We start from the raw sequence: 23,504 nt of genomic DNA, 5'->3' as shown, positions 1-23,504 counted from the left end.
GAAGTAAAAAAAAGCGCACCTTTACGGTACGCACGATGAATAGCCAACTATCTGAGGATTTTTTCAGATAGTTGGCTATTTTGCACATGTGGCTTGGATATTTTCTGACCAAGGCATGTAATTATGTAAAAGATCTGGCTGTTGGTGAATTGGTAAAGTCGGCAGCTCTGTTAGTAGCTTGACTAAATATTGATAAAAATCGATGCCGTTTGCCTTTGATGTTTCGGCCAAGCTTAGACAGGTGGCATTTGCTTTGGCACCTGCTTCACTCACGGAGAAAAGCCAGTTTTTGCGATTATGTTGTTGAAAACATAATCGCAATTATGTTCAGTCATAATTTATGTTCAGTCGACCATAAAAACATAAGCAGCATAAGTAATCCTTTAGCTGCTCTTGAATTTAATATGCATGAAACACGGTACATAAATAGTTTATAAACTATCAAGAAAATTAAGGATATCTTCAGAAGGTCTATATCTGAATTCTGAAAGAACAGGTTCATTAACCTTTGCCAATGCTTTTTCCTTTAACCGAATATCAGCAATCATATATTTGTGAGTGGTTTCAATACTTTCGTGACCTAGCCAAATAGCTATTGTCGAAATGTCAACTCCTGCTTCTAATAGGTGCATCGCAGTTGTATGTCGAAAAACATGCGGAGTTACTCGTTTTCTAAGTAAGGAGGGACAACGAAGGGCTGCCTTTTTAACCAGACAATCTAAGCGATAAGCTACTCCGGAGCGCGTAAGATTTTCTCCCTGTTTGCTTTTAAACAAATAATCTTCATTTGAATATCTAGATTCCCCCATAAAGTCTGCCAAATACTCTTGTGTTGATTTCCATAAAGGTATGGTTCTTTCTTTCCGTCCTTTTCCTATTACATGGATTAACCCTATTCCGTTCTTATTTAGGACAACGTCCTTTATTTTGATCGAGACTAATTCCGAAACCCTTACACCAGTATTATAAAGAATCGATATCATTAAGCGGTCACGTCTACCCAACCAGCAGGTTGGGTCACAAACTTCCAGAATTGATTCTACTTCTTCCTTAACAAGGTAATCGACCATTCTTGTTTCTGTTTTTTTAAAAGGAATCATCATAACCCTTTGGGCAATTCCTAAATACTCAGGAGCTTGAAATGAAACGTACTCCATAAATGAGTGTATAGCTGCTAATCGGTTATTTCTGGTATTAACGGAATTATTTCTTGTGGATTCAATGTAGTTTAAGAAGTCAATAACAGTTTCAGCATTAACCATTTCAATGGTTATTTTAGAAGGATTACATCGTTTTTTCTCTTTCATGAATTTTAGAAATATCCTAAATGTATCCCGATATGAACTTACTGTATACGCAGATGCATTTTTTTGCTTAATTAGTCGGTCCAAAAAAAAGCATTGTAATAGTGATTGGAAACTATTATTTTTCATAGCTTTCCTCCAACCCGAAACCACGGGAAAAGTCTTCAAATTTTTTAGTAGCTATAGCCAAGAGTTCAGGAGTTCCCGTCAAATACCAATAGGTGTCACTCGGTTTAACGTGCCCAAGGTACGTTGAAAGTAACAATATATTATGATTAATATCAAGACCTTCTTTATACCAACGAATTATAGTATTACAAGCAAATGTATGTCTTAGGTCGTATAGCCTTGGTGCACGTCTATCCCAACAGTTTTTCCCGTTTGGCAACAGATATTGACGAAGCAAAGTAAAATTATAATCAAGATGTCTGCGTGTGAGTACATTTCCACCAGTTGTTAGAAAAAAGTAGAAATTATCACTGTTTGGATATAAACTATCTCGAAATTTTGCATATTGCTTTAATGCAGTAATAACTGTTTTATGAATAGGAATATACCGTTCTTTATGAAATTTCGTATCTCTAATATGGATTTCCATCTTATCGAAATCAAAATCATTTCGCAATAATCGGCATAACTCACACACTCGCATTCCGGTTGACCATAATAATCCAATAGCTGTAGTAATAGCTTTCGCCCTTAAACCGTCTGGAGATATTAGCTTTTTTGCTTGATCCATAAGTATAATGACTTCGTCATTTGAGTAGATGTATGGCTCAACGCGGCCATGGCATTTCCCAAAAACTCCTGTTGGTGGTATTTGAGAATTACCATCTATTGCAAATGCATATTTTGCAAATACATGGACAGTCTCTAGTCTCCTCGCTCTATACCAACTTGTATATTGAGGTTTTTCTGAAGCCCAGTTGAGGGCTAGGTCAATAGTAAGTGAACCCTGATGATTGTTTTCTCTAGCAAACTTCGCAAATCTTCTGAGTTCCTGAGATTCTATTTTTATTTGATACCCCATATTCTGCTTAAATTTGATATATTTCTCTACTTGGCTTGTGATAAGATGTGTATCGTCCATGTTTTAGCCCTCCTCCAAACAGATTGTTTCAGGCCAAGGGCAAACCACACATTGGAGAGCGGATCGACCTACTTTTGTGTATATTACAGTAGTATCAATTGATTCATGTCCGAGAATATCAGCAATTATTTTTAAACTCGAACCTTCTTCATATAGAAATCTCGCTTTAGAATGTCGAAGGATATGGGTGCCGGTAATTGACAGGGAAATGCCAGCTCTAGCATATGCACGCCGTATAGTTCCTCTAATTTGTTCTCGTCCCATAGGTTCACCGCATTGATGAGAAAACCGAACAAATAATGTACGACTTGATGTTTTTGGTCGTGAAATTTGAAGATATATCACGATAGCTTCTCCTATTTTTTTAGGAAGTGGGAGTTCCCTTTCTTTATGTGTTTTTGTCTTTTTAACTAATAGTTTCCCTTCATGCCAGTTGAAATCATCAAGGGTTAAAGAAGCTACTTCTGATGTACGTAAACCCAACTCAGTAAAGCATAAAGCTATAGCATAATCCCTTATTCCAACTAATGAAGTAAGATCATAGGAAGATAGGATAATATTGATATCTTCTTTTTCAAATGTATTTGGGACATTGGAAAGTTTCCATACTGGCGTGTGCAAAGGAAGAGCAAATAACCCAGAGTCAATTTCAAATCCTTTAAATCGTAGATATCGGATGTAGCTTCTTAATATTCCAATAACTCTTTTTTTGGATGATGGTTTTAGGTGCTTTAACTCATTAGCAAAGTAATTTTGAACTGAATCAACAGTTAACATTGAGGAATCAAATCTTTGATTGGGAGAGAGATAGTAAAAAAATCTTTTTAAGAAGTTCTTGTGGGATATTTGCGTAGAATCTGTTAGTCCGACAACTTTTGATAAGTAGGTCACATATTCGGTTACTTCTAATTCAATAGATTCGTTCTGGATGGTTTGGATGGATTTAAATTTGGTTCCAGAAATAAGAAAATAGTAGAGATGTAAAGCAGGACGAACATTATTTAAGTCAATTATGCAGAAGTGATTTTGGGGATTCAAATAGTCCATAATAGAAGACTTTAATTCCATGTCATTTGAAGTTTTGGCATTTCTCCACTTTAGAAATTGAAATAATGCTTTGGAATACCTATCGATGGTGGAAGGCTTATAATCCCTTTTCAAAAAATCCTTAAACTTAGCAATATCTTCAAACAATTGATCAGTTTCCACGATATCACCCTCTTACATTATAGCGCAAAAAATTTATGTTAAGTGAATTTCTAATCAATTTTCGCTAGGTTTTTTGGCTGTTGCATTATCTAGTTAGAAGAGGAGGAGACTAAGCATAATTTGTAACTGAACATAATTGCGACCAATCACATTCGGACGAATCGCATTTTCAGCGGGATTATTATCGATTTCTAAATGCCCATCATCAAGAAATGCTTTTAATCCATCAGCTCGGCTCAATGTATATTCGGCTGCTTTCGCCAATGCATTTTTACCGAAGAACGGTGAGCGATCAATCCAAGCGAAGAATTCATCTACGATGGGCTTCGATTCTTTTTGTCTCATTTGTTGGCGTTCTTCTGATGAAAGGTGTTTAATTTTACGCTCAATCTGATATAACCTGTCGCAGTAATCGACGCCTATTCGCCCGTTTTTACTATCAGCCTTTAGCCAATAACGCCTCGTGTGCGCCCAGCAGTTGGCGAACTTTACGTCAGGTAAATGACCGTAAGCTGAATAACCATCGCAAATCACAGTTCCTTTGAACCCGGCTATCAAATCTTCTAATACAGCTCGACTTCTAGATAAGGCACTTTTGAAAACGACAATAATAGGGCCTTGGCTTGGTACGCTACGACAAACCCAATTATAAGCGTTCGATTGCCCGGATTTCCCGTCGGAACGTTTAATAATTTGTGCATAGGTTTCGTCCACATGGAGCACTGATTTGGCTGTTAATAATTGTTTCATCAAATCATAAATTGGTTGAAGCCAATCTTCGGCAGCGCGAATAACCCAGTTAGATAGGTTCTTATCATTTGTAAGTAGACCATATCGTTCCCACTCTTTCACCTGACGGTAAAGAGGCAAGTACTGAATAAACTTATCGTAGATAAGCTTTGCCAAAACAGTTGGTCCTGCAATACTACGCTGAATGGCAGCTTGTGGAGCTTTCCCTCGCTTAATTTGTGCTTTTTGAGTGGTATCTTTTTTGCATGCCTTGCACTCATAGGCATGCTCGATATGTTGCACTCGCTTCATTGTAGCTGGAATGAATTTTGCCTCTTCTCGTATTACTGTTTTCCCTACCTCTGTCATTTGATGGAGACAACATTCACATTGTGTATTAGCTGGATGATGATGAATTTCTTCTATTTCAATATTATTGCTAAATGAATCGTTTCTCTTTTTCTTCGCTATTTTACGGATAACGGTATAGCTGATGGTTTCCGTGCTTTGTTCTTCTGTCTGCTCAGAATCGCTAAAAGACGGATCGTCTTCAAATAAAGATCCTTGACCGTCTGGTGCTTGATACTTTGATTTTTCTGATTTAGAACCATATAAAGCTTTGGTTAATTGGCGTACTTGTTCAGTCAATGCTTCTATTTGTCGATTTGACTGGGCTAGTTGTTGCTCTAGTAATCGTATGATACGTTCGTTTTGTTCTTCTTGCTTTGAATTAACACCTGTCAAATCGTTCACCACATTTCCGTACAGTTTTATCTATGGATCATTATACCATTCGGAATGGAGCGTTTAAAAGACACCTTTTGCAGATTTCGCAATTGCCTTTGGCTGCTGAAGCGATAGTCCTTCTAATAGCCAACGAAGCTCTTGCTGTGAAAGATTTCGCACTTCATTTTCGTCTCTCGGCCATTGAAGCTTGCCGTTATCTAATCGTTTATAAAGCATGGCGAAGCCATCACCATCGAAGTACAAACATTTATAACGATCCTTGCTCCAGCCAGAAAACAGAAATATTGAATCGCTGTATGGATCTAATTCAAATGAATCTTGAATAAGCGTTGCGAGGCCGTCAATTCCTTTACGCATATCCGTTTTACCACAGATAATATAAATATTTTTAACACTCGTAAAATCCTGTTTCATCGATTGTTCAACTCCCTCATGATGACTTGAATGATGCGATCATCTACGCCATTGAAGAAGGAAATTTCAATACCAGCTGCTTTAATCATGCAGTTGGGGAAATCGCTTTGAGACTGCGGTACAACAGATGGAAGGGTGTCGTGGATAGGATCTAATGTCACGGGAACAATGGTTAATTTTGTGGTTGGCATAAGAATAGCACCTCCTTTAAGTGATACGTCTATCGTACCGGAGGTGCCTACTCGTTTATATGCGTTATTTGATTACGGGCTTACTATGCATGCAAATTTCCAACTATTTTTCCTTAAAATAAATAATATAAAAAAGCCTTAGAACGTACATTCTGTTCTAAGGCTTTTTTCTTTATGAGGATATTTGCTAAGCTCACCATGACCGATTCCCACCTTTCTTCCTATATAGGAATTGAAAGGTGGGATAAAATGATAAGGGCAATAGAATTGTTTGCGGGCGTAGGAGGGTTTAGAATTGGGTTAGAACGAACTAATAGGGTTGAAATAGTTTGGGGAAATCAATGGGAACCATCGAAAAAATCCCAACATGCCTTCCTTTGTTATTCGGTGCATTTTAGCGGTAAAGGCACCCATTCTAATGAAGATATCAATAAAGTGGATGAGAGAGTCTTCAGAGATATGGCTATTGATTTAATAGTTGGCGGCTTTCCTTGTCAAGATTACTCAGTAGCCCGTACTTTGTCAGGTGAAAGTGGTATACAAGGAAGAAAAGGAGTACTCTTTTGGGAGATTATTAGATTAGCGAAAGCGATTAAACCGAAATACATGATTTTTGAAAATGTGGATCGGCTACTAAAATCTCCAGCTAAGCAGCGTGGAAGAGATTTTTCGATTATTTTAGCAAGTTTTCGTGATTTAGGCTATTCGGTAGAATGGAGAGTAATTAATGCAGCAGAATATGGACAAGCTCAAAGGCGGCGAAGAATCTTTCTTATTGCGTTTCGGAATGATATTCACTTTGTAAAGGAAAAATTAGGGATTGGGGAGTCACAAACATTAAGGAAAGCAGGCTTCTTCGCTCCTATTTTCCCTGTTCATGTTGAGGCTCAGGTAAAACATAGTTCAGACACTTTTAAGTTACCAGAAAATATACTAGACATTCAAAGTGAGTTTTCGGTGAAATATTTGAATTCTGGGATTATGAAAGAAGGGGTCGTGTATACTGAAGAACTCGTACCAATAATTGAGAAGCCACAAGTATTAAGGGAAATAATCCAAACTAACGTTGAAGAAAAGTATTTTTTAATAGAAAGTGAAATTCAAAGGTTTAAGTATTTAAAGGGATCAAAAAGAATAGAGCGGGTGTCTAAAATTGGTCATAAATATATATACACGGAGGGAAAGGTCACCTTTCCGGATGATTTGGACAAACCTGGTAGGACCATGCTGACGAGTGAGGGCTCAATTAACCGTAGTAGTCATGTAGTTTTAGATCCGGATAAGAACCGATTACGGTTTTTAACTCCTGTTGAATGTGAACGATTAAATGGCTTTCCAGATAACTGGACAGCAGGGATGCCTGATCGAATGAGATATTTCTGTATGGGAAATGCATTAGTAACCGGAATAATTAAACGGATTGGACAAAGACTAAATGAGATCGACCAAATAGATTTGGACTGGGTAAATATTAAACAAACTTGTTCAACTCTTCACGATTTAAGGGGGAGTTAAGATATTTACTTCATAGATTTCCCTAATCTCTAATCTACAGTAAAGTCCTCGTCCTATAACTGGTCAGGGACTTTTTACATTGGATGATAAGGGGAATAGCTTATTCTACTTGATAAGCCTGCTGCTCTATTCTAAATGAAAGGTTTTATGTTTGTTCATCTTCAACCAGCATGTAATCGCACCCCAGCAGCATGCTTTTAACCTCGCTTACGTCAGCACCGCTTATAGCTTCAATAAACGGGTCATTCTCTTCTAGTTCTTCCCACATTCTGTAAAGAAAGGTTTTCACTTCTCTGAGTGTCATTTGATACTTATCATTGATATCTTGTAAATCAAAGACGATGTATGTTTTCTCTAGATTACTCACTATTAACCACCCCATAAATTGAAAATACATTTATATTTTTGATGATATCATATTGGCACAGTTGTTTTAAAAGACTAGATCCATTATTAACGGTAATCACTTAGTGGTTAACTTCCTCTTGATCTTTCTTTCTCATTATCATAAATGGTACAATTTAACTATTAAGAGAATAATAGGTTGGGAGAATAGTGATGGTCAAGCCTCAAGGGGCAATAACTTTACCAAGAAATTTAAGAGGGAGAAGTTCCATCTCAATGTTATACCAACTGAAATTTGAAGAATATGCACAAAAAGCTGCGTATAGTTTAATGGGAGTTGAATATTAGGTATCGACTATTAGTGGATTCGAGTGAGATAGGAGTATACACAAGATGGATAAAAGAACGTTTAAAACTAGGTTTATGGCCATATTAGAAGAAGAGGTTAGCGGATTGTCTTCAGTTCAAAAATTAAAGTATATGAAAAAATGGATAAAAGAATATGAAAGAAACATAGTAGGAAACCAACCTGATAGCCAACCAATAAAAACATTAGGACCGATCCAAATCAACACAACAAGCAAAATAGGTATGTTAGTCAGGACAACGATGAAGGAAATAGTAGAAGCTCATTTGCTCACCCTGGAAAAAGTCCAAGAACTAGAAGATGAGAAATATTGTAAGTATACATTTGATATAAATTACCCGCTCTTAAAAAAGGTAACGCTGACTCAGCCCCTTTACGAACAAAAAAACGTAAATGGTTATCCTCGATATTGGGCAGAGGTGATTACCATTCATGGGCAACGGTATTTAATCTGTAATGACTGGTATGAAAGAAATAAAACAAAATTTATTAGGTGGGTGGAGGGTTTGGGTGCGTGACGAGGCGTGTCCAATTTAACCAATGTATCCTAAACAATTTCTACTGAATGGTTTAGAAAACCGTCCCGCTTTTAAAGGGCTAGAAGGTTTATCAAGAGAAATGAAGTTATTTAAAAGAGAACCTCCTTTTACTCAGATAAAGGAGGTTCTTCATTATGCATTACTTAATCCCTTCCACAACCTCAGCAATCCCATCCAACTGCCTCACAATCCCCGCCCAATCTTTCCCGAGATCCAGTGTTTTGACGATAAATCTGTTCCCGCTAATCTGATACTCGTTGTCGGGTGTAATCTCTTCATCTGTTTTGGCATATAGAATCGCACCGCTGACCATTCCGCTTGAGTTCCAATCCTTGTTTTTCACATAAGTGAACATCTGGTAGAGGTTCGCAGAATTGATTGATTTTGTGTTGAACATCGTGTTGGTCTGCATGGTATTGCCGTAATATTTGGCGTCAATGATTAAGGTTCTTTGTCCATAGGTTAGGGTAATATCCGTTTTCATCGCAGGAAGAAACTCGCTGAATCCGTTGTCCACATCCCAATCAATATAGGAGGCGCTAGGGGAGTATTGCGGATACTCTTTTTTGAAATATCCCAGTAAGAATTTCTCATATAAACGATGCATTTGTTGGTCATCTAGATATTGCTTCATTTTATAGTCACCAGTGTCGGTTGTTATCAATAGTCCCTTAATGACCAATTCGCAGATGTTCATTAACATTTTATAGGTTGAATTGTTGCGGTGATAGAGTAGGGAACTCCATTGAATAGTGTATGGATTCAGTGTATCGACATTCCTTAAGAAAAGCGTTAGTTTCCGTAGTTCTTTTCGATTTTCAGCTTTCACATCGCCACAGCGGATCAGCAGTAGCATTGTTGTTTTTAAAATTTGATTAAAAAGTGTATCTTCTGAAAACTGATCAAATCGGCAAACCATTCTCCGCTGAACTAGGGTGTTTTGTTTGACGGAGGAAGTTACATCGATTTTCCCTCGTAAACTACTCGTGACTTCTTCTTGGCTCAGATAATCTCGATGAAGTCCTCGTTTGATTTGACTTCTCGACCCCTGGATGAGGATGGCTGCCATTAAATCGTGGAGATGGTCAAACTCTTCGGCCTGGATCTTTTTATAGCTTCCTTCGTTTAAGCTTTGATACGCATAGGAGAGCATATAGTAGATGTTTTTGATGTTAATCATGAATGGCCCCACGGAGTTTCTTGCTCCAATGCTCGATTTTGGAGGGTTCATCAAACCAGTATTCATTAATAAGGGGGACAAGTTCATACTCCACGAGATCAGCTAACCATTCATCATCCACAGGTTCATTTGTTGCGAAATAACTGTGTCCTATGCGGAACCCACTTCCTAGGGAAGGGTCATCCGTAATGGAGGTATTTAACTGCGCGACGGTATCGATTAAGCGATCAAACTTCGCATTATCCAGTCCTGCCTGATAGCTTTTAAAGCCGTCAGTATGGAACGCTGGCTCAAATTCATAGAAGGCAAACCGGCGCCGAAGGGCATAATCCATCATCGCAAGGCTGCGGTCTGCGGTATTCATCATTCCAATGATATAGACATTCTCAGGGACGGAGAATTGTTCATCTGCATAAAGCAGACGTAAATCTTTGCCTCGTTTGTCATTTTCAATCAACATAAGTAGTTCACCAAAAATCTTGCTCAAGTTGCCACGATTGATTTCATCAATGATAAAAAAGTAGGGACGGTCATCTGGTTCTGCGTCTTTACAGAATTGATAAAAAGGACCTTTTGATAAAGAAAACCCTTTTTCGTTCGGGCGGTATCCCATGATGAAATCTTCATAGCTATAGCTTTGGTGGAATTGAACCATCATCACACGACTTGTATCCTTTTCCCCCATGATGGAATACGCAAGACGTTCGGCGGCAAACGTTTTGCCCACGCCAGGAGCTCCTAATAAAATGAGATTCTTCTTTTTCATCAAAAGGTTTTTCAATTTGTTGTATTTGTCTTCATTCATATACACTTCAGATAAAAAGTCTTCTGATGTGTAGCTATCGTATTTTGTTGTATCGTCTTCTGGAATCAGTTCTTCGCCAGATTCCTCTGCAAATAGATCTTCCAGTTTTTTATAGTAATCGGTATAAGGGGTAATATCTGTCAGGGTCTTCAAGACAATTTGTCCTTCATGATCATATTCGCCTTTATGAGTCCAGTGAACGAGGCGGATATGTTTATATTCGTTTCTAGTCTCATCGTATTGGTAGTCGGAAGTGACAATACCACGACCAATGATTTTTTTAACTCCCTTTTTCACAAAAATGACATCGCCCACTTTAATTTCGTTCGCGAACTGCCACGTGGCATGGCCTGCATTTTTATAGGAGTATTCTTCGCCGTAGACTTCTTTCATTTTTGTCTTCATTGCTTCTTTGGATGGGTATTGGCTGAGGTCACCAAGGTTGCCCCAGCCAATGCCCATGATTCCTTTTTCATAGAATTCTTCCCAATACTTCGAACCTTCCCCAGGGGCATACATCCAATATCGTTTCTTCTCCTTAGTCACAGGTGTTGAGGATGGTTGCGGTGTTTCAGCGACCGGGATTTGTTCGTATTCATTCCTTAAGATGTTTTCAATGACTTCATCTTCTTGTTTCGTGACTCGAAAATTGGTTGCTCCAGGGTAGGTGAGGATCTCCATTCGTTTTGTCCGCTCATCAGCTAGTAATGTCGTTCTTTTTACAACAGATTCTGTAAACTTCCGCTCCAGCTGAATCTCAACAGCCAAATAAGGTCCGCTGTTTAACGCAGCGTCACGCGTATAAGGATCATTAGGATCTGGTTCTGTTATTTCTGGGTCAGTGAGAATTTTACCAGAAGCAACGATTCCAGCATCTGCACCAGATACCCATATATACGCTTTGTCGCCTTTTTTAATCTGTTTCTTAAACTGGTTAACAGCCCAAGTAATCGTAGAGAGGTTCGACACCGCACCCAATACATCGTAATATTTAGGGTTTCCTTGGAAAATCCAGCAAGAAGGTTCTTCATATTCTTTTAAAAATCTTTCATATAAGATCAACGCATTTGAGTAAGCCTTTTTCCCTGCAGCTAAATCTACTTCGTGAAAATTGGGAGCAGATAAAATATGCTCATAAACTTCACGGAATTCAGCTACAGAGGTAAGGGAAAATAAGTCTGTTTCTGTGATGGTGTCTGTTTCCAATTTTGCCGTGGCGTTTTTCAGTGCGGTGGCATAGGAATTGATGGTACCTGATTTATAAGGTTCACCATTTGATTTTTTCTGTCGACCCATCCATTTTTGGAAATCTGATTTTAAGTAAGTATCGCTCATTGCTTCTGTTTGCAACTCCTTTAAACGTATGTATAACCACTTGTTCCTAAATACTACCATTTTAGCAGACATGAGCGAATGAATCGATCTTTTGGAGGGGGTTCATTTCTTTCTTCGTAAAAGGTAAGAATTTCCCAAATAAACTGGATTAACGTTCACCTGTTTATACCAGAAATGATACAATTTACCTATAAATATCTTGGTTTGGTTTATAGGAGGAAAAATAGATGAGTGAAGAAGTGAGGAAACCTATTCAGGGTTACGAAACATTTTATGAGATTACTAGTTCAGGAAAAATCATCTCTCTCAAACGGAGACGATCGATGAAAAGATGTGGAGATGAATATGGTTTCCATATTGTAAAGCTATCAAAAAATGGTGTGGCAACCAACCATAATGTTTATGAACTATGGAAACAATCGTTTCCTCAGTTGGATGAAAATGAGTTTAAAGGGGCTCGTACAGTTAAATATAAATAAAGTATATTGACTGAAAGGTGTTGATACGTATGAATCACTATCAAGCGATTATTTTAGCGTTAGAAGATTTGGGCGGTGAGGGAACGATTAAAGAGGTGAATGATTGGATTCACTTCCATTATCCAAATACATGGAAAGATAGGGGGACTGCATTAGCTGATATGGTCCCTGTGTCGCTTGGTGGGAACTCCTCCTCTACTGTAGGCGATGAATACCGTATTTTGGAGCGAGTTTCTCCTGGTAAGTACCGTCTTTTCTCACATAAAAGTGTAATAGATATCTAAATGAAGGGGAGTAGTAATATGAAAGCATCTATTCTATGGAATAAACTTTTGAATCTGGCAAAACAATCAGATTTCGAGATCCACACAGTACCACAAAATAAAAGCATTCCTTTATGGTTTCAGGTTAGGGCGCAAGGGGATTCTTTGATCATCCGTAATGCTAGTGGTCATTCCCCTAGTGTCAAACTTTCTAATGAACGAAAAATTAGTTTCAAAGATTTTGAGTTTGTACATAGCTACTACGATCGATGGCTAAAAGGTGAAACGGGCATCCGACATGAAGTATCAAGGAAGTCTCAGAACACAGCCTATATTTTTGGTTTAATTCATGAAGCATCGAAACACAAAGTTATGTAGTGTCTGACGATTGGGTTTGCGCACACCAGGGCGGTATAGGAACAGAACTGAAAATCGACAGGAATGAAGGATACATAGTATCACTCGGATCGTATTAGTTTCGGGATTGATCATTTTTATACTTTACAACTTAATCAAACTTCAACGGAAATAAAAGGTTCTTCTATAGTTATATTTTATTTTAGGCAATTTTGAGGGAGGGATGAGCTAATTGCAATTTGTTTCTGTACTATTTTTTTTGGCCATTGGTGTAGTCTTAATGTACTATTTACCACTAATATCAAAGGATTTACTCCAAATTACTAAACAAAATGAAGAGATTAAAAGTCTTTTAAAAAAAGTTCTTGATAACGAGAATAAGAAATAATGACTCTTATTGTGTGCTAACGAGCAAAAATTAGAGTGCCCTGGCTATCGTAAAGACAGCTTTTTCAATACTATGCAAACAGGAAAGGGATTGTTGTACCCAATTCTTTTGAACCCCAGATGCTTGATTACGTAATGTGATGAGTGTTCTGGTTCTCTTAGGAGGTAGAAAAATGTTAGAAAGTCCGAAGAAGCAATATTTAATTTTACTGTTTTTTGTTGTTAGTATGTTTTTGATGGGATGTCAAACAGGTAGTGTTGAGGAGACTAATGAGCAATTATTATTAAATGAGAATGTTAACTTAGATAATTTTGAGAAAATTAAAATTGGGGATCCGGAAACTGGAGAAGGCGGAACGACTTACGAGGAAGTTTTGGATTTGATGGGCGATATTTCACCACAATTTGAGTCAGAGATAATAGATAAAGATGATAGTTCGGAATTAGAAGCACATTGGTGGCGTTATAACAGAAGACACCAATTTGGAACAGATTTGATTGGAGTAAAATTTATTGATGGAAAGGCATTCAGTAAATTTGAAGAAGGATTGGAATAGCGATTAATAGAGGGGAACACTACTTGTTGAATAAACGGTGCTTTTCTTGAATTGGAGTAATTATGCTTAACACTTTAAAGGGTGGTAATGTTATGAAAAAAATAATAGCTATGTGGTTTGTTATCGGTGCGTTGTTAATAGGTTGTTCGAGTATTCCTGAACCTGAACCGATTCATCCTTTGTTTTCTGCTGATAAAAACAAGTACTCATTATTAATGGTAAGGGAAACAGAAATAACAGATTATAACAAATGGGAAGAAGAGAATGAAATAACTAATGTTAAGACGATTCACGGTCGAACCTCATTGGAAGACACAAATGGTGAATACAAGTTCTTAGAATTAGAGATATCTCCAGCATATGTTGTTTTTGATACTAAGGAAGTTGTGTATAAAACCTACAGCGAGGAAGAATTGATAAATTTTTTAAAGGAGAATAACCCAAATCAGTAAAAAAAGTATTGAACTAAAGGGTAGTGTTTCTGGAACAAGCAGGAACGCTTTTTCACCAGAGCTAGTAGATCAATAATGGTAGTCAACTCAATCCTAGCTAGATTTTTAGTTTTACTTCAAACATAGCAATTTACTGCTTAGCGAACAGTGCCAGGCACTGTTCGCCAAAAAATAAAAACTATGAAACACAAAAAATATTAAAACGTATTTTAAACACAAACCTTTAACTGAAATAACAATATAGTTAGGAGTGGTACATTGGTTGAAAAGTTTTTTTATACTTTTCTTTCTATTCCATTACTTGTAGCTTTAATTTGGGTTTATTTTCATCCGAACGAAAGTGGGGAGAAGTATAAAGAGCCTAGGTTTTCTAAAGATGTAGTTAAATTCATAACAGGTATTTTAATCTTTATTCAGGCTATATCTATAAGTTTAATATTTGATAATTACTTCTTTAGGATTGTATTAGTGTTGGGATTGAGCATTTTTATACTTTATAACTTAATTAAACTTTACCGGAAATAAAAGGCTTCAACAATAGGGCAGGTTAGGTGGAACAAAGTAATAGGGGGAAGTTACTTGGAAAAAGAAATAATACTTGTCGGAACTTATCATTTTGAAGAGGACGAAGAACTAATAGAAAAAAAAGAAAAGGAAGTGATAGAGTTAGTTGATTATTTAGCTCATTACAAGCCAACTAAAGTTGCTGTGGAATGGGAAAAATCAAAAGATAAAGACCTAAATATAGAATACAAAAACTCAAATGGAGATTATTCAATTGATGAAATTCAACAAATTGGATTTAGGTTAGCCAAAAAGTTAAATCACGAGAAAATATATGCAGTCAATTGGTCAGGGAAAATTTCTCAAGAAGATATGACGGAACTTAATGCCTCAATTCAAAGTTCGTATCCTGAATTACTAAATACAATGAAGGTTATTAGTGAAAATGCTCCTGATATTAGTCTTAACACGCCATTGGTTAATTCATTTAGAAAATCAAACGACAAAGAAGCTACTAAAGAACTTGAGAGAATGTACTTATCTTTTGTTACTGTGACTGATAACAAAGAAAAAATGATTGGTTTTGACTTTTTAAACAAATGGTTGGAAAGAGTATTGATGATTTTTAAAAATATTGTTGAAACGAGTAGTTCTAATGACCGCACACTGCTCATAATTGGAAGTGACCATCTATGGATGCTAAGAAAGTTATTTGAAGGAAATGGGTGGAAGGTAATCAATCCTTTTGCAAGTGAATAGCCTTTTTGTCTTTTTCAACAAACGGGTACCGTTTCTGGAAAAAGCAGGAACGCTTTTGACTAGAGGTATTAGTTCAATAATAAATACCACCATTTAGCGAACAGTGCCAGTATGAATAGTACAGAGGTGAAATATGATACAGAAATAAAGAAACCTGTTCTTCCAGACCAAAAAGGATCAGGCTAGAATCTGATCGTTTATTTTGTTCTATTTAGCATGTAGAGTTGTAGTTTCAACCGCACCGGTTTTATATCTCAATGAGTGGTTTGTTTTAATTTTTTTTATGAGATTCTATGCCTTCCAGATTGTATCTTTGCGAAAGAAAAGGAATCCATGCGGTATCGTTCGAGGAGATTTTTATCGCTGATTGGTTTCCAGCATTCAACACCTTCTAAGCATTTTATTTTGATTTCAAACTATAAGAAGCTAAGATATATTTTGTATCAAATCGATACATGGAAGGGAATATCTTTTGTTAGATTTTTATCATGCTCTGATGAGAAGGAATGACATCTTAGATAGAAACTAATAATAGAGCTTGCAAATATATTTCGTAAAAGGAAGTGCTATACATGCGTGCAGTTATCATCAATGAATATGGTAGTAAAGATGTGTTAGTGGAGCAGGAGCTACCGAAACCAGAAATAAAAGCAAACCAAGTTCTTGTTGAGGTTTATGCAACTTCTATTAATCCGATTGATTGGAAGCTTCGTGCGGGTTATTTGAAACAGATGCTTGATTGGTCATTTCCGATTATCCTTGGCTGGGATGTTGCTGGGAAGATCGTTGAAGTTGGTAGTGAAGTGAAGAACTTTAAGGTCGGGGATGAAGTATTTGCGCGACCGGATACTACAAATGAAGGGACTTATGCGGAATTTACGACTGTCGATGAGGATTTACTTGCGAAAAAGCCTAGTAACCTGACATTCGAAGAAGCTGCCTCCATTCCATTAGCAGGTTTAACCGCTTGGCAGTGTCTTGTGGATAATACAAAAGTCAAGCAGGGTGATAAAGTACTTATTCATGCAGGAGCAGGCGGTGTAGGAAGTTTGGCAATCCAAATGGCAAAACATTTAGGTGCCTATGTGGCGACAACAGCGAGTGATAAAAATGAAGCCTATGTAAAAGAGCTAGGTGCAGATCAATTCATTAATTACCGCACACAACAGTTTGAAGATGAATTAAGTGATTATGATGTGGTCATTGATACTATGGGCGGCGACATTTTAAATAAAAGCTTCCAAGTATTAAAACCAGGTGGCAGACTAGTAACGATTGCCGGACAACCTGATCCAGCATTAGCAGAAAAGCATCAAGTAACAGCAAGCTCCTATTGGTTAACGCCAAATGGCAAACAGCTTAGTGAAATAGGAGAACTACTTGAGAAAGGAACCCTTAAGCCTCAAGTGGGTCATGTATTTGATTTCTCAGTAGAATCGTTAAAAGAAGCACATGAATTAAGTGAAACACATCATGCTAAAGGGAAGATTGTTATAAAAGTTAAATAGGACGAAGGGACAGGTATCTTGCCTTGATGATCTTTTCAGTACACGATTACTTGTCCCTATTTACCGATTTCTTTCAAAAACGTGAATAGATTTTCCATCCACCGGATATTTTCATCTGCCTGTTTAAAGGCGTGGTCACTAATAAATTCGACGGCTCTTTGCTGGTTTTCATCTAGGGTAGCGAATTGTTTTTGCATTTCTTCGTTTTGCCTCATTTCTCGATAATGGGCCCACTTCTGTTTTTCTTGTTTGATTGCATCTTCGAGGAAAATGGCTGCTTTTTCTGGGTTAATATATTTAACCAAATAAATGGAGATATACAAATCTTCAACTTTAGACCCCTTTTTAAAACTTCTGTAGATTTCTTCTTCAAGAAATTCTCGCCCAGCTTCAGTGATTTTGTACAATGTTTTGTTGGGGCGATTTTCTTTATGAACCGTTTCGACTGGTTCAATCAGTCCTTTTTTCTGAAGGGCTTCGAAATTATAGTAAAATTTCCCCTCACTCAAATTTTGAACGGGTAGCGCATCGAGTAAGGCTTTCTTTAATTTATATGGATGGCTCGTTTCTTCGGCTAAACTCCCAAGTATAAATAATGATAAAGACAAGTGAAGATCTCCTTCCCAACATCAATCCTTTAGATGATTAAATTTTACCATAATCTTTCTGCCTTTTCTTTCCCTTATAAAAAAAACAGCCGTTGAATACGGGTGAATGAATGCCTATAACACTTTTCTTTTACTTGTATGTAGGAGAGTCTACCCAATACTAAATACTCTATAAAATCCACTCTGATTAGAGTAAAGTGGAAAAGTAAGCGAACGCTGTAGATTTAAATGGTGGAGGAGGCAAAATAGTTTATGACGAAAGTAATCATCCCAATTAATGAAATCACCAACTTCCACTCACGTGCGGAAGAATTTTTCCCGATTGAATGGTACAAACATATGTTAGAGAATCATCCTGTGTATTATCATGAAGCAACAGATACATGGAATGTGTTTAAATACGAACATGTGAAACAAGTGTTGAGCAATTATGAGTACTTTTCGAGTGAAGGTACGAGAACAGCGATTTTTGTTGGCGATAATCACAAAAAAAGCGCGGATAATGAAGAATCTCCAATGAACTTGACCAATTTGGATCCGCCGCGTCATCGTAAGAGTCGCTCATTGCTGTCGGCCGCTTTTACGCCGCGTAGTTTGAAGACCTGGGAACCGCGGATTCAAGAGATTGCATCCGGTTTGGTAGAAGAAATTCAGGTGGATGAACCGGTGAATATTGTGGAAGCATTAGCTGGACCATTGCCATGCTTTGTCATTGCCGATTTATTTGGTGTGCCACTTCAAGATCGCTATCAGTTTAAAAAATGGGTGGATACTCTTTTCCAACCTTATGATGAAAGCAGATTAGCAGAGATTGAGAGGGAAAAAGAAAAAGCGGCGAGAGAGTATTTCGAATATCTTTATCCAATTGTGGTTCAAAAAAGGACCAATCTTTCCGATGATATCATTTCCGATTTAATCCGCGCTGAAGTAGATGGAGAACGATTTACCGATGAAGAAATTGTACAGGTTACTATGTTACTTCTAGGGGCGGGTGTTGAAACAACAAGCCACGCGCTTGCAAATTCATTTTATGGATTGCTCTATGATGATCCGTCTGTCTATGGTGAACTTAGAAATAACCTTGAATTGGTGCCGAACGCAGTAGAAGAAATGCTCCGTTATCGCTTCCATTCTTCTAGACGGGACCGGACGGTAAAACAAGACAATGATTTGCTGGGTATTCCATTGAAAAAGGGCGATGTCGTGATTGCGTGGATGAGTGCATGTAATCTGGATGGAGATATGTTTGAAAATCCTTACACTATAGATATTCATCGGAAAAATAATAAAAAGCATTTGACGTTTGGAAGTGGTCCGCATTTCTGTTTGGGCGCTCCTCTTGCTCGATTAGAAATGAACATTGCTCTGGAAACTTTTATAAAAAGGTTTTCTCGTATTGAACCGATTAAAGGATTTGAATTAGAACAAAATTTAACTGGCTCTGCCACGGGGCAGTCGCTAACCTCGTTGCCAATGAAAGTATATAAGTGAAAGGTGAAGAAAGGGAACATCAGATTATACTGGTGTTCTTTTTTTGTTCTGGTGTTTAAGAGGATCTTTTAATTTCTGTTTGTGTTAAAAATACATTTAACCATAAAAAATAATCCACCCTTGAGTTAGCGGCTCAGGTGGATTATTCCTACACAAGTAGCCGTTCCCCTTAAGGGAACCGTCTATTGCTGGACTGGACATGTTCGGCATGTTCGGTCCTTTTTTAATTTCTGTTGTAATTAAGTATATTATAACCGATGATCAGGGAAAAGGTGTTGGGAATAAACGAAATTGGGGATCTATTAATCGTTGAAGATCAGGCCTGGCTTGGGGACAAAAAGAGGCTCCAAAACGTAAATGCATTTTAATAGAGAGCGTCATAAACCAAGTGTAAATTATTTCGGTTGAAGGAATACTAGAAATGTCGTTTGTGTTCACACTCTTTCTATCATACGATAATAGTGTAATCGTTTTCTACTTTCAAGGGGGAATTATCAATGAATCATGTTTATGTCATTACAGGCGGCTCAGGGGGAATGGGAAAAGCAACGGCAGAGTTAGTAGGAAAAAAAGGTACCATCCTTTTAGCAGATGTAAGTGAAGAACGGCTAGTTCAAGCAAAGGAAGAGCTTGAAACTAAAGGAATAACAGATGTACACTACCAGATAGTTGATATTACTGACGCGGAAAATGTTAGAAGTCTAGCAGAAAAAGCTGCGTCATTAGGAACCTTAAAAGCCATTATTCACACAGCTGGCTTGTCTCCTACCATGTCTAGCTCAAAGCGGATTACCGAAGTGAACTTAGTTGGTACTGGGATTGTGTTGGATGAATTTATCAAACTGGCAGTACCAGGGACCGTAGCGGTTTGCATTTCATCGATGAGCGGCCACATGGCACCTAAGGAAGGGCCATATACACCAATATTAAAAAATCCATTAGCGGCAAATGTAGTTGAAACGATGGAACAGATGTCCCAAGGAAATCCAGGAGCGGCTTATAGCCTTTCTAAATTGGGGGTTCTATTAATCGTTGAAGATCAGGCCTGGGCTTGGGGACAAAAAGGATCTCGAATTGTGTCTGTGTCACCGGGTACGATTAATACGCCAATGGGTCGACAAGAAGCTGCACAGCAGGAACAAATGAAGGTATTGCTTGATCATACCCCGCTTCAACGTGAGGGCGAGGCAATGGAAATTGCAACAGTAGTAGACTTCTTAATCAGTGATAACGCATCTTACATCACAGGCACTGACATCCGTGTTGACGGTGGTACTGTTGCGAACATGACAAAGATTCAAGCCGCACAGGGGAAAAATCCTCAATAAGCTTTTAGAAAAGGCAGCATCATTCGTGATGTTGTCTTTTGTTGTTTTCGCACGGTTTCTTGATTGCCATGGAGAGATAGGACAACCTATTTATATGAATATTTTTATATGATTATTGACAATGTGACAGCTTGTCATATAATATGAATGATGGAATGTGACAAGCTGTCACATTGTAATACTGGAGGTGAAAGTTTTGCCAAGCCAAACATTTTTTAATTTGCCGGTGGACAAAAGGAAAAAATTGATTGAATCAGCAGAAAGCGAGTTTATAAGGGTCCCTGTATTCGAAGCTTCTATCGCGAATATTATTAAAATGGCCGGGATATCAAGAGGGAGCTTTTATCAATATTTCGAAGACAAAGATGATTTATATTTCTATTTATTAGAAGAGAAATTAAAGGAAATGAAAATTCATTTTATTGGTTTATTAGAAAGGCATGATGGGGATTTAGTTGACGCCTTAATGGAAATGTACTGTTATTTTTTAACTTCATTATCTGATGAGGAAGAAAAGAAGTTCATAAAAAATGCAATCCTTTATACAACATATAGAGTGGAGAGCTCCTTTGCTAGTATGTTTGATGCCTATGTAGAAAAGAAAGAAGAGTTCGAGAAGGTGACAGGTTTAATTAATAAAGAACGCCTAAACATCAGTGAAGAGACAGACTTGATACATATCTTCAAAATCATCTCTACACTCGCCTTTAACAACCTTATAGAAAAAACAGCAAAGGGGTTGACGGATAACGAGGCTATGGAATCCTTCGAACAAAGTATAAATTTAATAAAGCGAGGAATTTACAAGCAAAGCTATAAAGAGGGGGATGAAGAATGACAGTTACTATATATGGGTTAGGATGTAGATCAACAAAGAAGGCAAGACAATGGATGATAAAATACAAAATCCCTTTCGTAGAACGAAATCTTAAGGAAGCCCCTTTAACAGTCATAGAACTTCAAGATCTTTTAAGGAAGACCATTGATGGAACAGATGACATTATCGCTAAGAGGTCAGCCTCCTATAAAGCATTAAATTTAAATATTGAAGAACTACCATTACTTGAATTGCTAGAAATGATTCACGATGAGCCCAGGTTATTAAGGAGCCCTATCATAGTTGATGAGAGAAAAATTCAAGTTGGTTACCATGAGGAGGAAATCCGTCAGTTCATTCCCAGAAAGACTCGTGAATTTCTGTGGTTGCAATGGAGAATGCAACAACCTATAGAAAGCTAATGGGTGGAACCCTTTTGTTGTAGTTCTCTATCGTATCCTCAAGTTAGGTGCCGTTAGCTATGGTTCGGCGGCTTTTTGATCATTTTTAATCAACAAGCGTAGAGAGTGATCTATCGCATCATTATTATTTGAAGTGTGGACAGGTTAGGAGGAACAGGAATTGAAAAATAGAATGACATTAGTAGTCGGCTTGATTTTACTAATGACCTTATTAACAGGGTGTACGGAGTACGATCAGGCGATTACCTCTGAAAGTGAAGGCTTTTGGAACGAATACATCGTCTACCCGCTTTCTTGGTTAATTGTAAAAATGGCGGGTTGGCTAGGTGGAAGTTTTGGTCTATCGCTGATTGCCGTTACGCTTGTAGTTCGTTTAGCTATTTTGCCTTTAATGATTAAACAAACCAAAAGTTCGAAAGCGATGCAAGTGATTCAGCCTGAATTAAAAGAATTACAAGGAAAGTATAGTTCAAAAGACCAACAAACCCAACAAAAACTACAACAAGAAACAATGGCATTGTTCCAAAAGCATGGTGTGAATCCCTTAGCAGGATGTATGCCAATTTTTGTACAAATGCCGATTCTGATTGGATTTTACCATGCGATTGTCCGTACTAGGGAAATTGCAGGACATAACTTCCTATGGTTTGACTTAGGGTCTCCAGATTCACTCTTTCTATTGCCATTATTAGCAGGCTTAACAACGTTCTTGCAACAAAAAATTACAATGATAGGAATGCCAGATAACCCGCAAATGAAAATGATGCTCTGGATGATGCCAATTATGATTGTTATTTTTGCCGTAACCCTCCCGTCCGCATTATCCTTATACTGGGTTGTTGGGAATATTTTCTCCATTGCGCAAACGTATTTTATCAAAGGGCCAGACTTGAGAAAGCAGCCTGTTTCAGCAACAGCTATCGATAATAGGGGCGGAGCAAAGTGAAAATGTATAATAGCTAACTGCTGAGGCGAACAGGGATAAAGTCACTGTTCGCCTCTTAGCATTCCGAATATCTTATAACGGACAGAACTTCGAGCAAAACGAACTTATAAGGTTTTTTGGACCGATTTAATCAATACACAATATCTATAGAATGGCCTCGCATTAAGAAACAGAACTTTTTCTATCCAATATTCCTGTGTTTTGGCTGTATTAGCAGGATAACAACAAATATTGGTATTATGAACAAAAGTAGCTCGTACTGCTTTATAGAATAAGGGAATAAAGCGGAATACGTTCAACAAATACCGATTAAAAGTAACTTCAACAGAACAAAAGGATAGAAAAAGTCTTTTTAACGTAAAGACTATTACTCTTCTATTAATTGTTTGGGCTCAGGAGGCCTGCGAGGCCCACACTTTATCGACATAAGATTTCTCTTCTTGGCCAGATGAGCATAGGGTGTTTTCTTATGGGTATAACAACCATTATTAACTCTTTAAAATTACTTTTTTAATAAAGTGTTGACGAGGCGATTATTATGTTGTATATTAAGTATCCGCTGCTAATAACAGCAACGTCTTATCAAATCAATTATATTAAAATAATATTATACTTGATTTCACAAGATGGATATGATATATTAATAAATGTCGCTTCTGAGCGATGCTAACGTAATTGTTCTTTGAAAACTAAACAAACAAGCGTCAACAAACAATATTTATCATGTTTCTTCTATTATAAGGAGAACATGAGCCAACGTTTTATTTTATGAGCTAATCACTCTTACTTTATTGGAGAGTTTGATCCTGGCTCAGGACGAACGCTGGCGGCGTGCCTAATACATGCAAGTCGAGCG

Annotated in this window: 24 protein-coding genes, 1 rRNA gene and 1 pseudogene; 15 read left to right on the top strand and 11 right to left on the bottom strand. The window is 37.5% G+C overall.

Annotated elements, in window-relative coordinates; translation table 11 throughout:
* Positions 1–75: 75 nt before the first annotated feature.
* The 7 genes and pseudogenes from BMX30_RS12095 to BMX30_RS12065 all read right to left on the bottom strand — a co-directional run.
* Positions 76–294, bottom strand: a pseudogene (locus BMX30_RS12095) (transposase domain-containing protein); the annotation flags it as partial.
* A 137-nt stretch (positions 295–431) separates the two neighbouring features.
* Positions 432–1,433, bottom strand: coding sequence for a tyrosine-type recombinase/integrase (locus tag BMX30_RS12090; RefSeq protein ID WP_090745718.1), 1,002 nt, complete (start codon positions 1,431–1,433; stop codon positions 432–434).
* Positions 1,423–2,394, bottom strand: coding sequence for a tyrosine-type recombinase/integrase (locus BMX30_RS12085; RefSeq protein WP_090745715.1), 972 nt, complete (start codon positions 2,392–2,394; stop codon positions 1,423–1,425). The genes BMX30_RS12090 and BMX30_RS12085 overlap by 11 nt, the downstream gene beginning before the upstream one ends.
* A 3-nt stretch (positions 2,395–2,397) precedes the next feature.
* Positions 2,398–3,603: a site-specific integrase gene (locus BMX30_RS12080; protein ID WP_090745713.1), complete on the bottom strand. Its 1,206-nt coding sequence runs from the start codon at positions 3,601–3,603 to the stop codon at positions 2,398–2,400.
* A gap of 93 nt (positions 3,604–3,696) precedes the next feature.
* Positions 3,697–5,076, bottom strand: coding sequence for an IS66 family transposase (gene tnpC, locus BMX30_RS12075; protein ID WP_090745711.1), 1,380 nt, complete (start codon positions 5,074–5,076; stop codon positions 3,697–3,699).
* Between the two features lie 63 nt (positions 5,077–5,139).
* Positions 5,140–5,493: an IS66 family insertion sequence element accessory protein TnpB gene (tnpB, locus tag BMX30_RS12070; protein WP_090745708.1), complete on the bottom strand. Its 354-nt coding sequence runs from the start codon at positions 5,491–5,493 to the stop codon at positions 5,140–5,142.
* Positions 5,490–5,684, bottom strand: a complete 195-nt coding sequence (locus BMX30_RS12065) for a hypothetical protein (RefSeq protein ID WP_090745705.1) — start codon at positions 5,682–5,684, stop codon at positions 5,490–5,492. Before BMX30_RS12065 ends, tnpB begins: the two co-directional genes overlap by 4 nt.
* Positions 5,685–5,933: 249 nt before the next feature.
* On the opposite strand from BMX30_RS12065, the gene dcm reads away from it, so the two are divergent.
* Positions 5,934–7,199 (top strand): DNA (cytosine-5-)-methyltransferase, encoded by a 1,266-nt coding sequence (gene dcm, locus BMX30_RS12060; protein WP_090745702.1) that lies wholly within the window; start codon positions 5,934–5,936, stop codon positions 7,197–7,199.
* Between the two features lie 145 nt (positions 7,200–7,344).
* Here dcm and BMX30_RS12055 read toward each other — a convergent pair whose 3' ends face one another.
* Positions 7,345–7,566 carry a hypothetical protein gene (locus BMX30_RS12055; protein ID WP_090745699.1) on the bottom strand — a complete coding sequence of 74 codons (222 nt, stop codon included), beginning with the start codon at positions 7,564–7,566 and terminating at the stop codon, positions 7,345–7,347.
* Positions 7,567–7,937: 371 nt separating this feature from the next.
* Here BMX30_RS12055 and BMX30_RS12050 point away from each other — a divergent pair, with 371 nt between their 5' ends.
* Positions 7,938–8,429, top strand: a complete 492-nt coding sequence (locus BMX30_RS12050) for a hypothetical protein (protein WP_090745696.1) — start codon at positions 7,938–7,940, stop codon at positions 8,427–8,429.
* Between the two features lie 160 nt (positions 8,430–8,589).
* Here the strand turns inward: BMX30_RS12050 and mcrC are convergent, their stop codons facing one another.
* Entirely contained in the window at positions 8,590–9,630 is a 1,041-nt protein-coding gene (gene mcrC, locus BMX30_RS12045) for a 5-methylcytosine-specific restriction endonuclease system specificity protein McrC (RefSeq protein WP_090745693.1), read from the bottom strand.
* Complete coding sequence (locus BMX30_RS12040) at positions 9,623–11,770, bottom strand: AAA family ATPase (RefSeq protein ID WP_244532584.1); 2,148 nt, start codon at positions 11,768–11,770, stop codon at positions 9,623–9,625. The genes mcrC and BMX30_RS12040 overlap by 8 nt, the downstream gene beginning before the upstream one ends.
* A 227-nt stretch (positions 11,771–11,997) precedes the next feature.
* On the opposite strand from BMX30_RS12040, the gene BMX30_RS12035 reads away from it, so the two are divergent.
* From BMX30_RS12035 to BMX30_RS12000, 7 genes are all read left to right on the top strand, one after another.
* Positions 11,998–12,249: an NUMOD4 domain-containing protein gene (locus BMX30_RS12035; RefSeq protein ID WP_090745690.1), complete on the top strand. Its 252-nt coding sequence runs from the start codon at positions 11,998–12,000 to the stop codon at positions 12,247–12,249.
* 29 nt (positions 12,250–12,278) lie between these two features.
* On the top strand, positions 12,279–12,533 hold the full coding sequence (locus BMX30_RS12030; protein ID WP_090745687.1) for a hypothetical protein: 255 nt from the start codon (positions 12,279–12,281) through the stop codon (positions 12,531–12,533).
* Positions 12,534–12,551: 18 nt separating this feature from the next.
* The gene (locus BMX30_RS12025; protein ID WP_090745684.1) at positions 12,552–12,890 is read left to right on the top strand and encodes a hypothetical protein; all 339 of its coding nucleotides are present in this window, start codon (positions 12,552–12,554) and stop codon (positions 12,888–12,890) included.
* A gap of 539 nt (positions 12,891–13,429) precedes the next feature.
* Complete coding sequence (locus tag BMX30_RS12020; protein WP_090745681.1) at positions 13,430–13,813, top strand: hypothetical protein; 384 nt, start codon at positions 13,430–13,432, stop codon at positions 13,811–13,813.
* A gap of 92 nt (positions 13,814–13,905) precedes the next feature.
* Positions 13,906–14,265, top strand: coding sequence for a hypothetical protein (locus BMX30_RS12015; protein ID WP_090745678.1), 360 nt, complete (start codon positions 13,906–13,908; stop codon positions 14,263–14,265).
* A gap of 579 nt (positions 14,266–14,844) precedes the next feature.
* On the top strand, positions 14,845–15,528 hold the full coding sequence (locus tag BMX30_RS12005; protein WP_090745672.1) for a DUF5694 domain-containing protein: 684 nt from the start codon (positions 14,845–14,847) through the stop codon (positions 15,526–15,528).
* Positions 15,529–16,100: 572 nt separating this feature from the next.
* The gene (locus tag BMX30_RS12000; RefSeq protein ID WP_090745669.1) at positions 16,101–17,036 is read left to right on the top strand and encodes an NADP-dependent oxidoreductase; all 936 of its coding nucleotides are present in this window, start codon (positions 16,101–16,103) and stop codon (positions 17,034–17,036) included.
* Between the two features lie 56 nt (positions 17,037–17,092).
* Here the strand turns inward: BMX30_RS12000 and BMX30_RS11995 are convergent, their stop codons facing one another.
* Positions 17,093–17,644 (bottom strand): PadR family transcriptional regulator, encoded by a 552-nt coding sequence (locus tag BMX30_RS11995; protein WP_090745666.1) that lies wholly within the window; start codon positions 17,642–17,644, stop codon positions 17,093–17,095.
* A gap of 252 nt (positions 17,645–17,896) precedes the next feature.
* Here BMX30_RS11995 and BMX30_RS11990 point away from each other — a divergent pair, with 252 nt between their 5' ends.
* From BMX30_RS11990 to BMX30_RS11965, 6 genes are all read left to right on the top strand, one after another.
* Complete coding sequence (locus BMX30_RS11990; protein ID WP_090745663.1) at positions 17,897–19,135, top strand: cytochrome P450; 1,239 nt, start codon at positions 17,897–17,899, stop codon at positions 19,133–19,135.
* Between the two features lie 497 nt (positions 19,136–19,632).
* Positions 19,633–20,463, top strand: coding sequence for an SDR family oxidoreductase (locus BMX30_RS11985; protein ID WP_090745660.1), 831 nt, complete (start codon positions 19,633–19,635; stop codon positions 20,461–20,463).
* A 196-nt stretch (positions 20,464–20,659) separates the two neighbouring features.
* A complete protein-coding gene (locus BMX30_RS11980; RefSeq protein WP_090745657.1) occupies positions 20,660–21,301 on the top strand; it encodes a TetR/AcrR family transcriptional regulator in 642 nt (213 codons plus the stop codon).
* Entirely contained in the window at positions 21,298–21,702 is a 405-nt protein-coding gene (locus BMX30_RS11975) for a Spx/MgsR family RNA polymerase-binding regulatory protein (protein WP_090745655.1), read from the top strand. The genes BMX30_RS11980 and BMX30_RS11975 overlap by 4 nt, the downstream gene beginning before the upstream one ends.
* Positions 21,703–21,862: 160 nt before the next feature.
* The gene (gene spoIIIJ / locus BMX30_RS11970) at positions 21,863–22,648 is read left to right on the top strand and encodes a YidC family membrane integrase SpoIIIJ (RefSeq protein ID WP_090745652.1); all 786 of its coding nucleotides are present in this window, start codon (positions 21,863–21,865) and stop codon (positions 22,646–22,648) included.
* Positions 22,649–23,436: 788 nt separating this feature from the next.
* A 16S ribosomal RNA gene (locus tag BMX30_RS11965) occupies positions 23,437–23,504 on the top strand; the annotation flags it as partial.

Source organism: Mesobacillus persicus, assembly GCF_900109925.1.
Classification (GTDB): Bacteria; Bacillota; Bacilli; order Bacillales; family Cytobacillaceae; genus Mesobacillus_B; species Mesobacillus_B persicus.
This window is presented reverse-complemented; position numbering and strand designations above follow the sequence as displayed.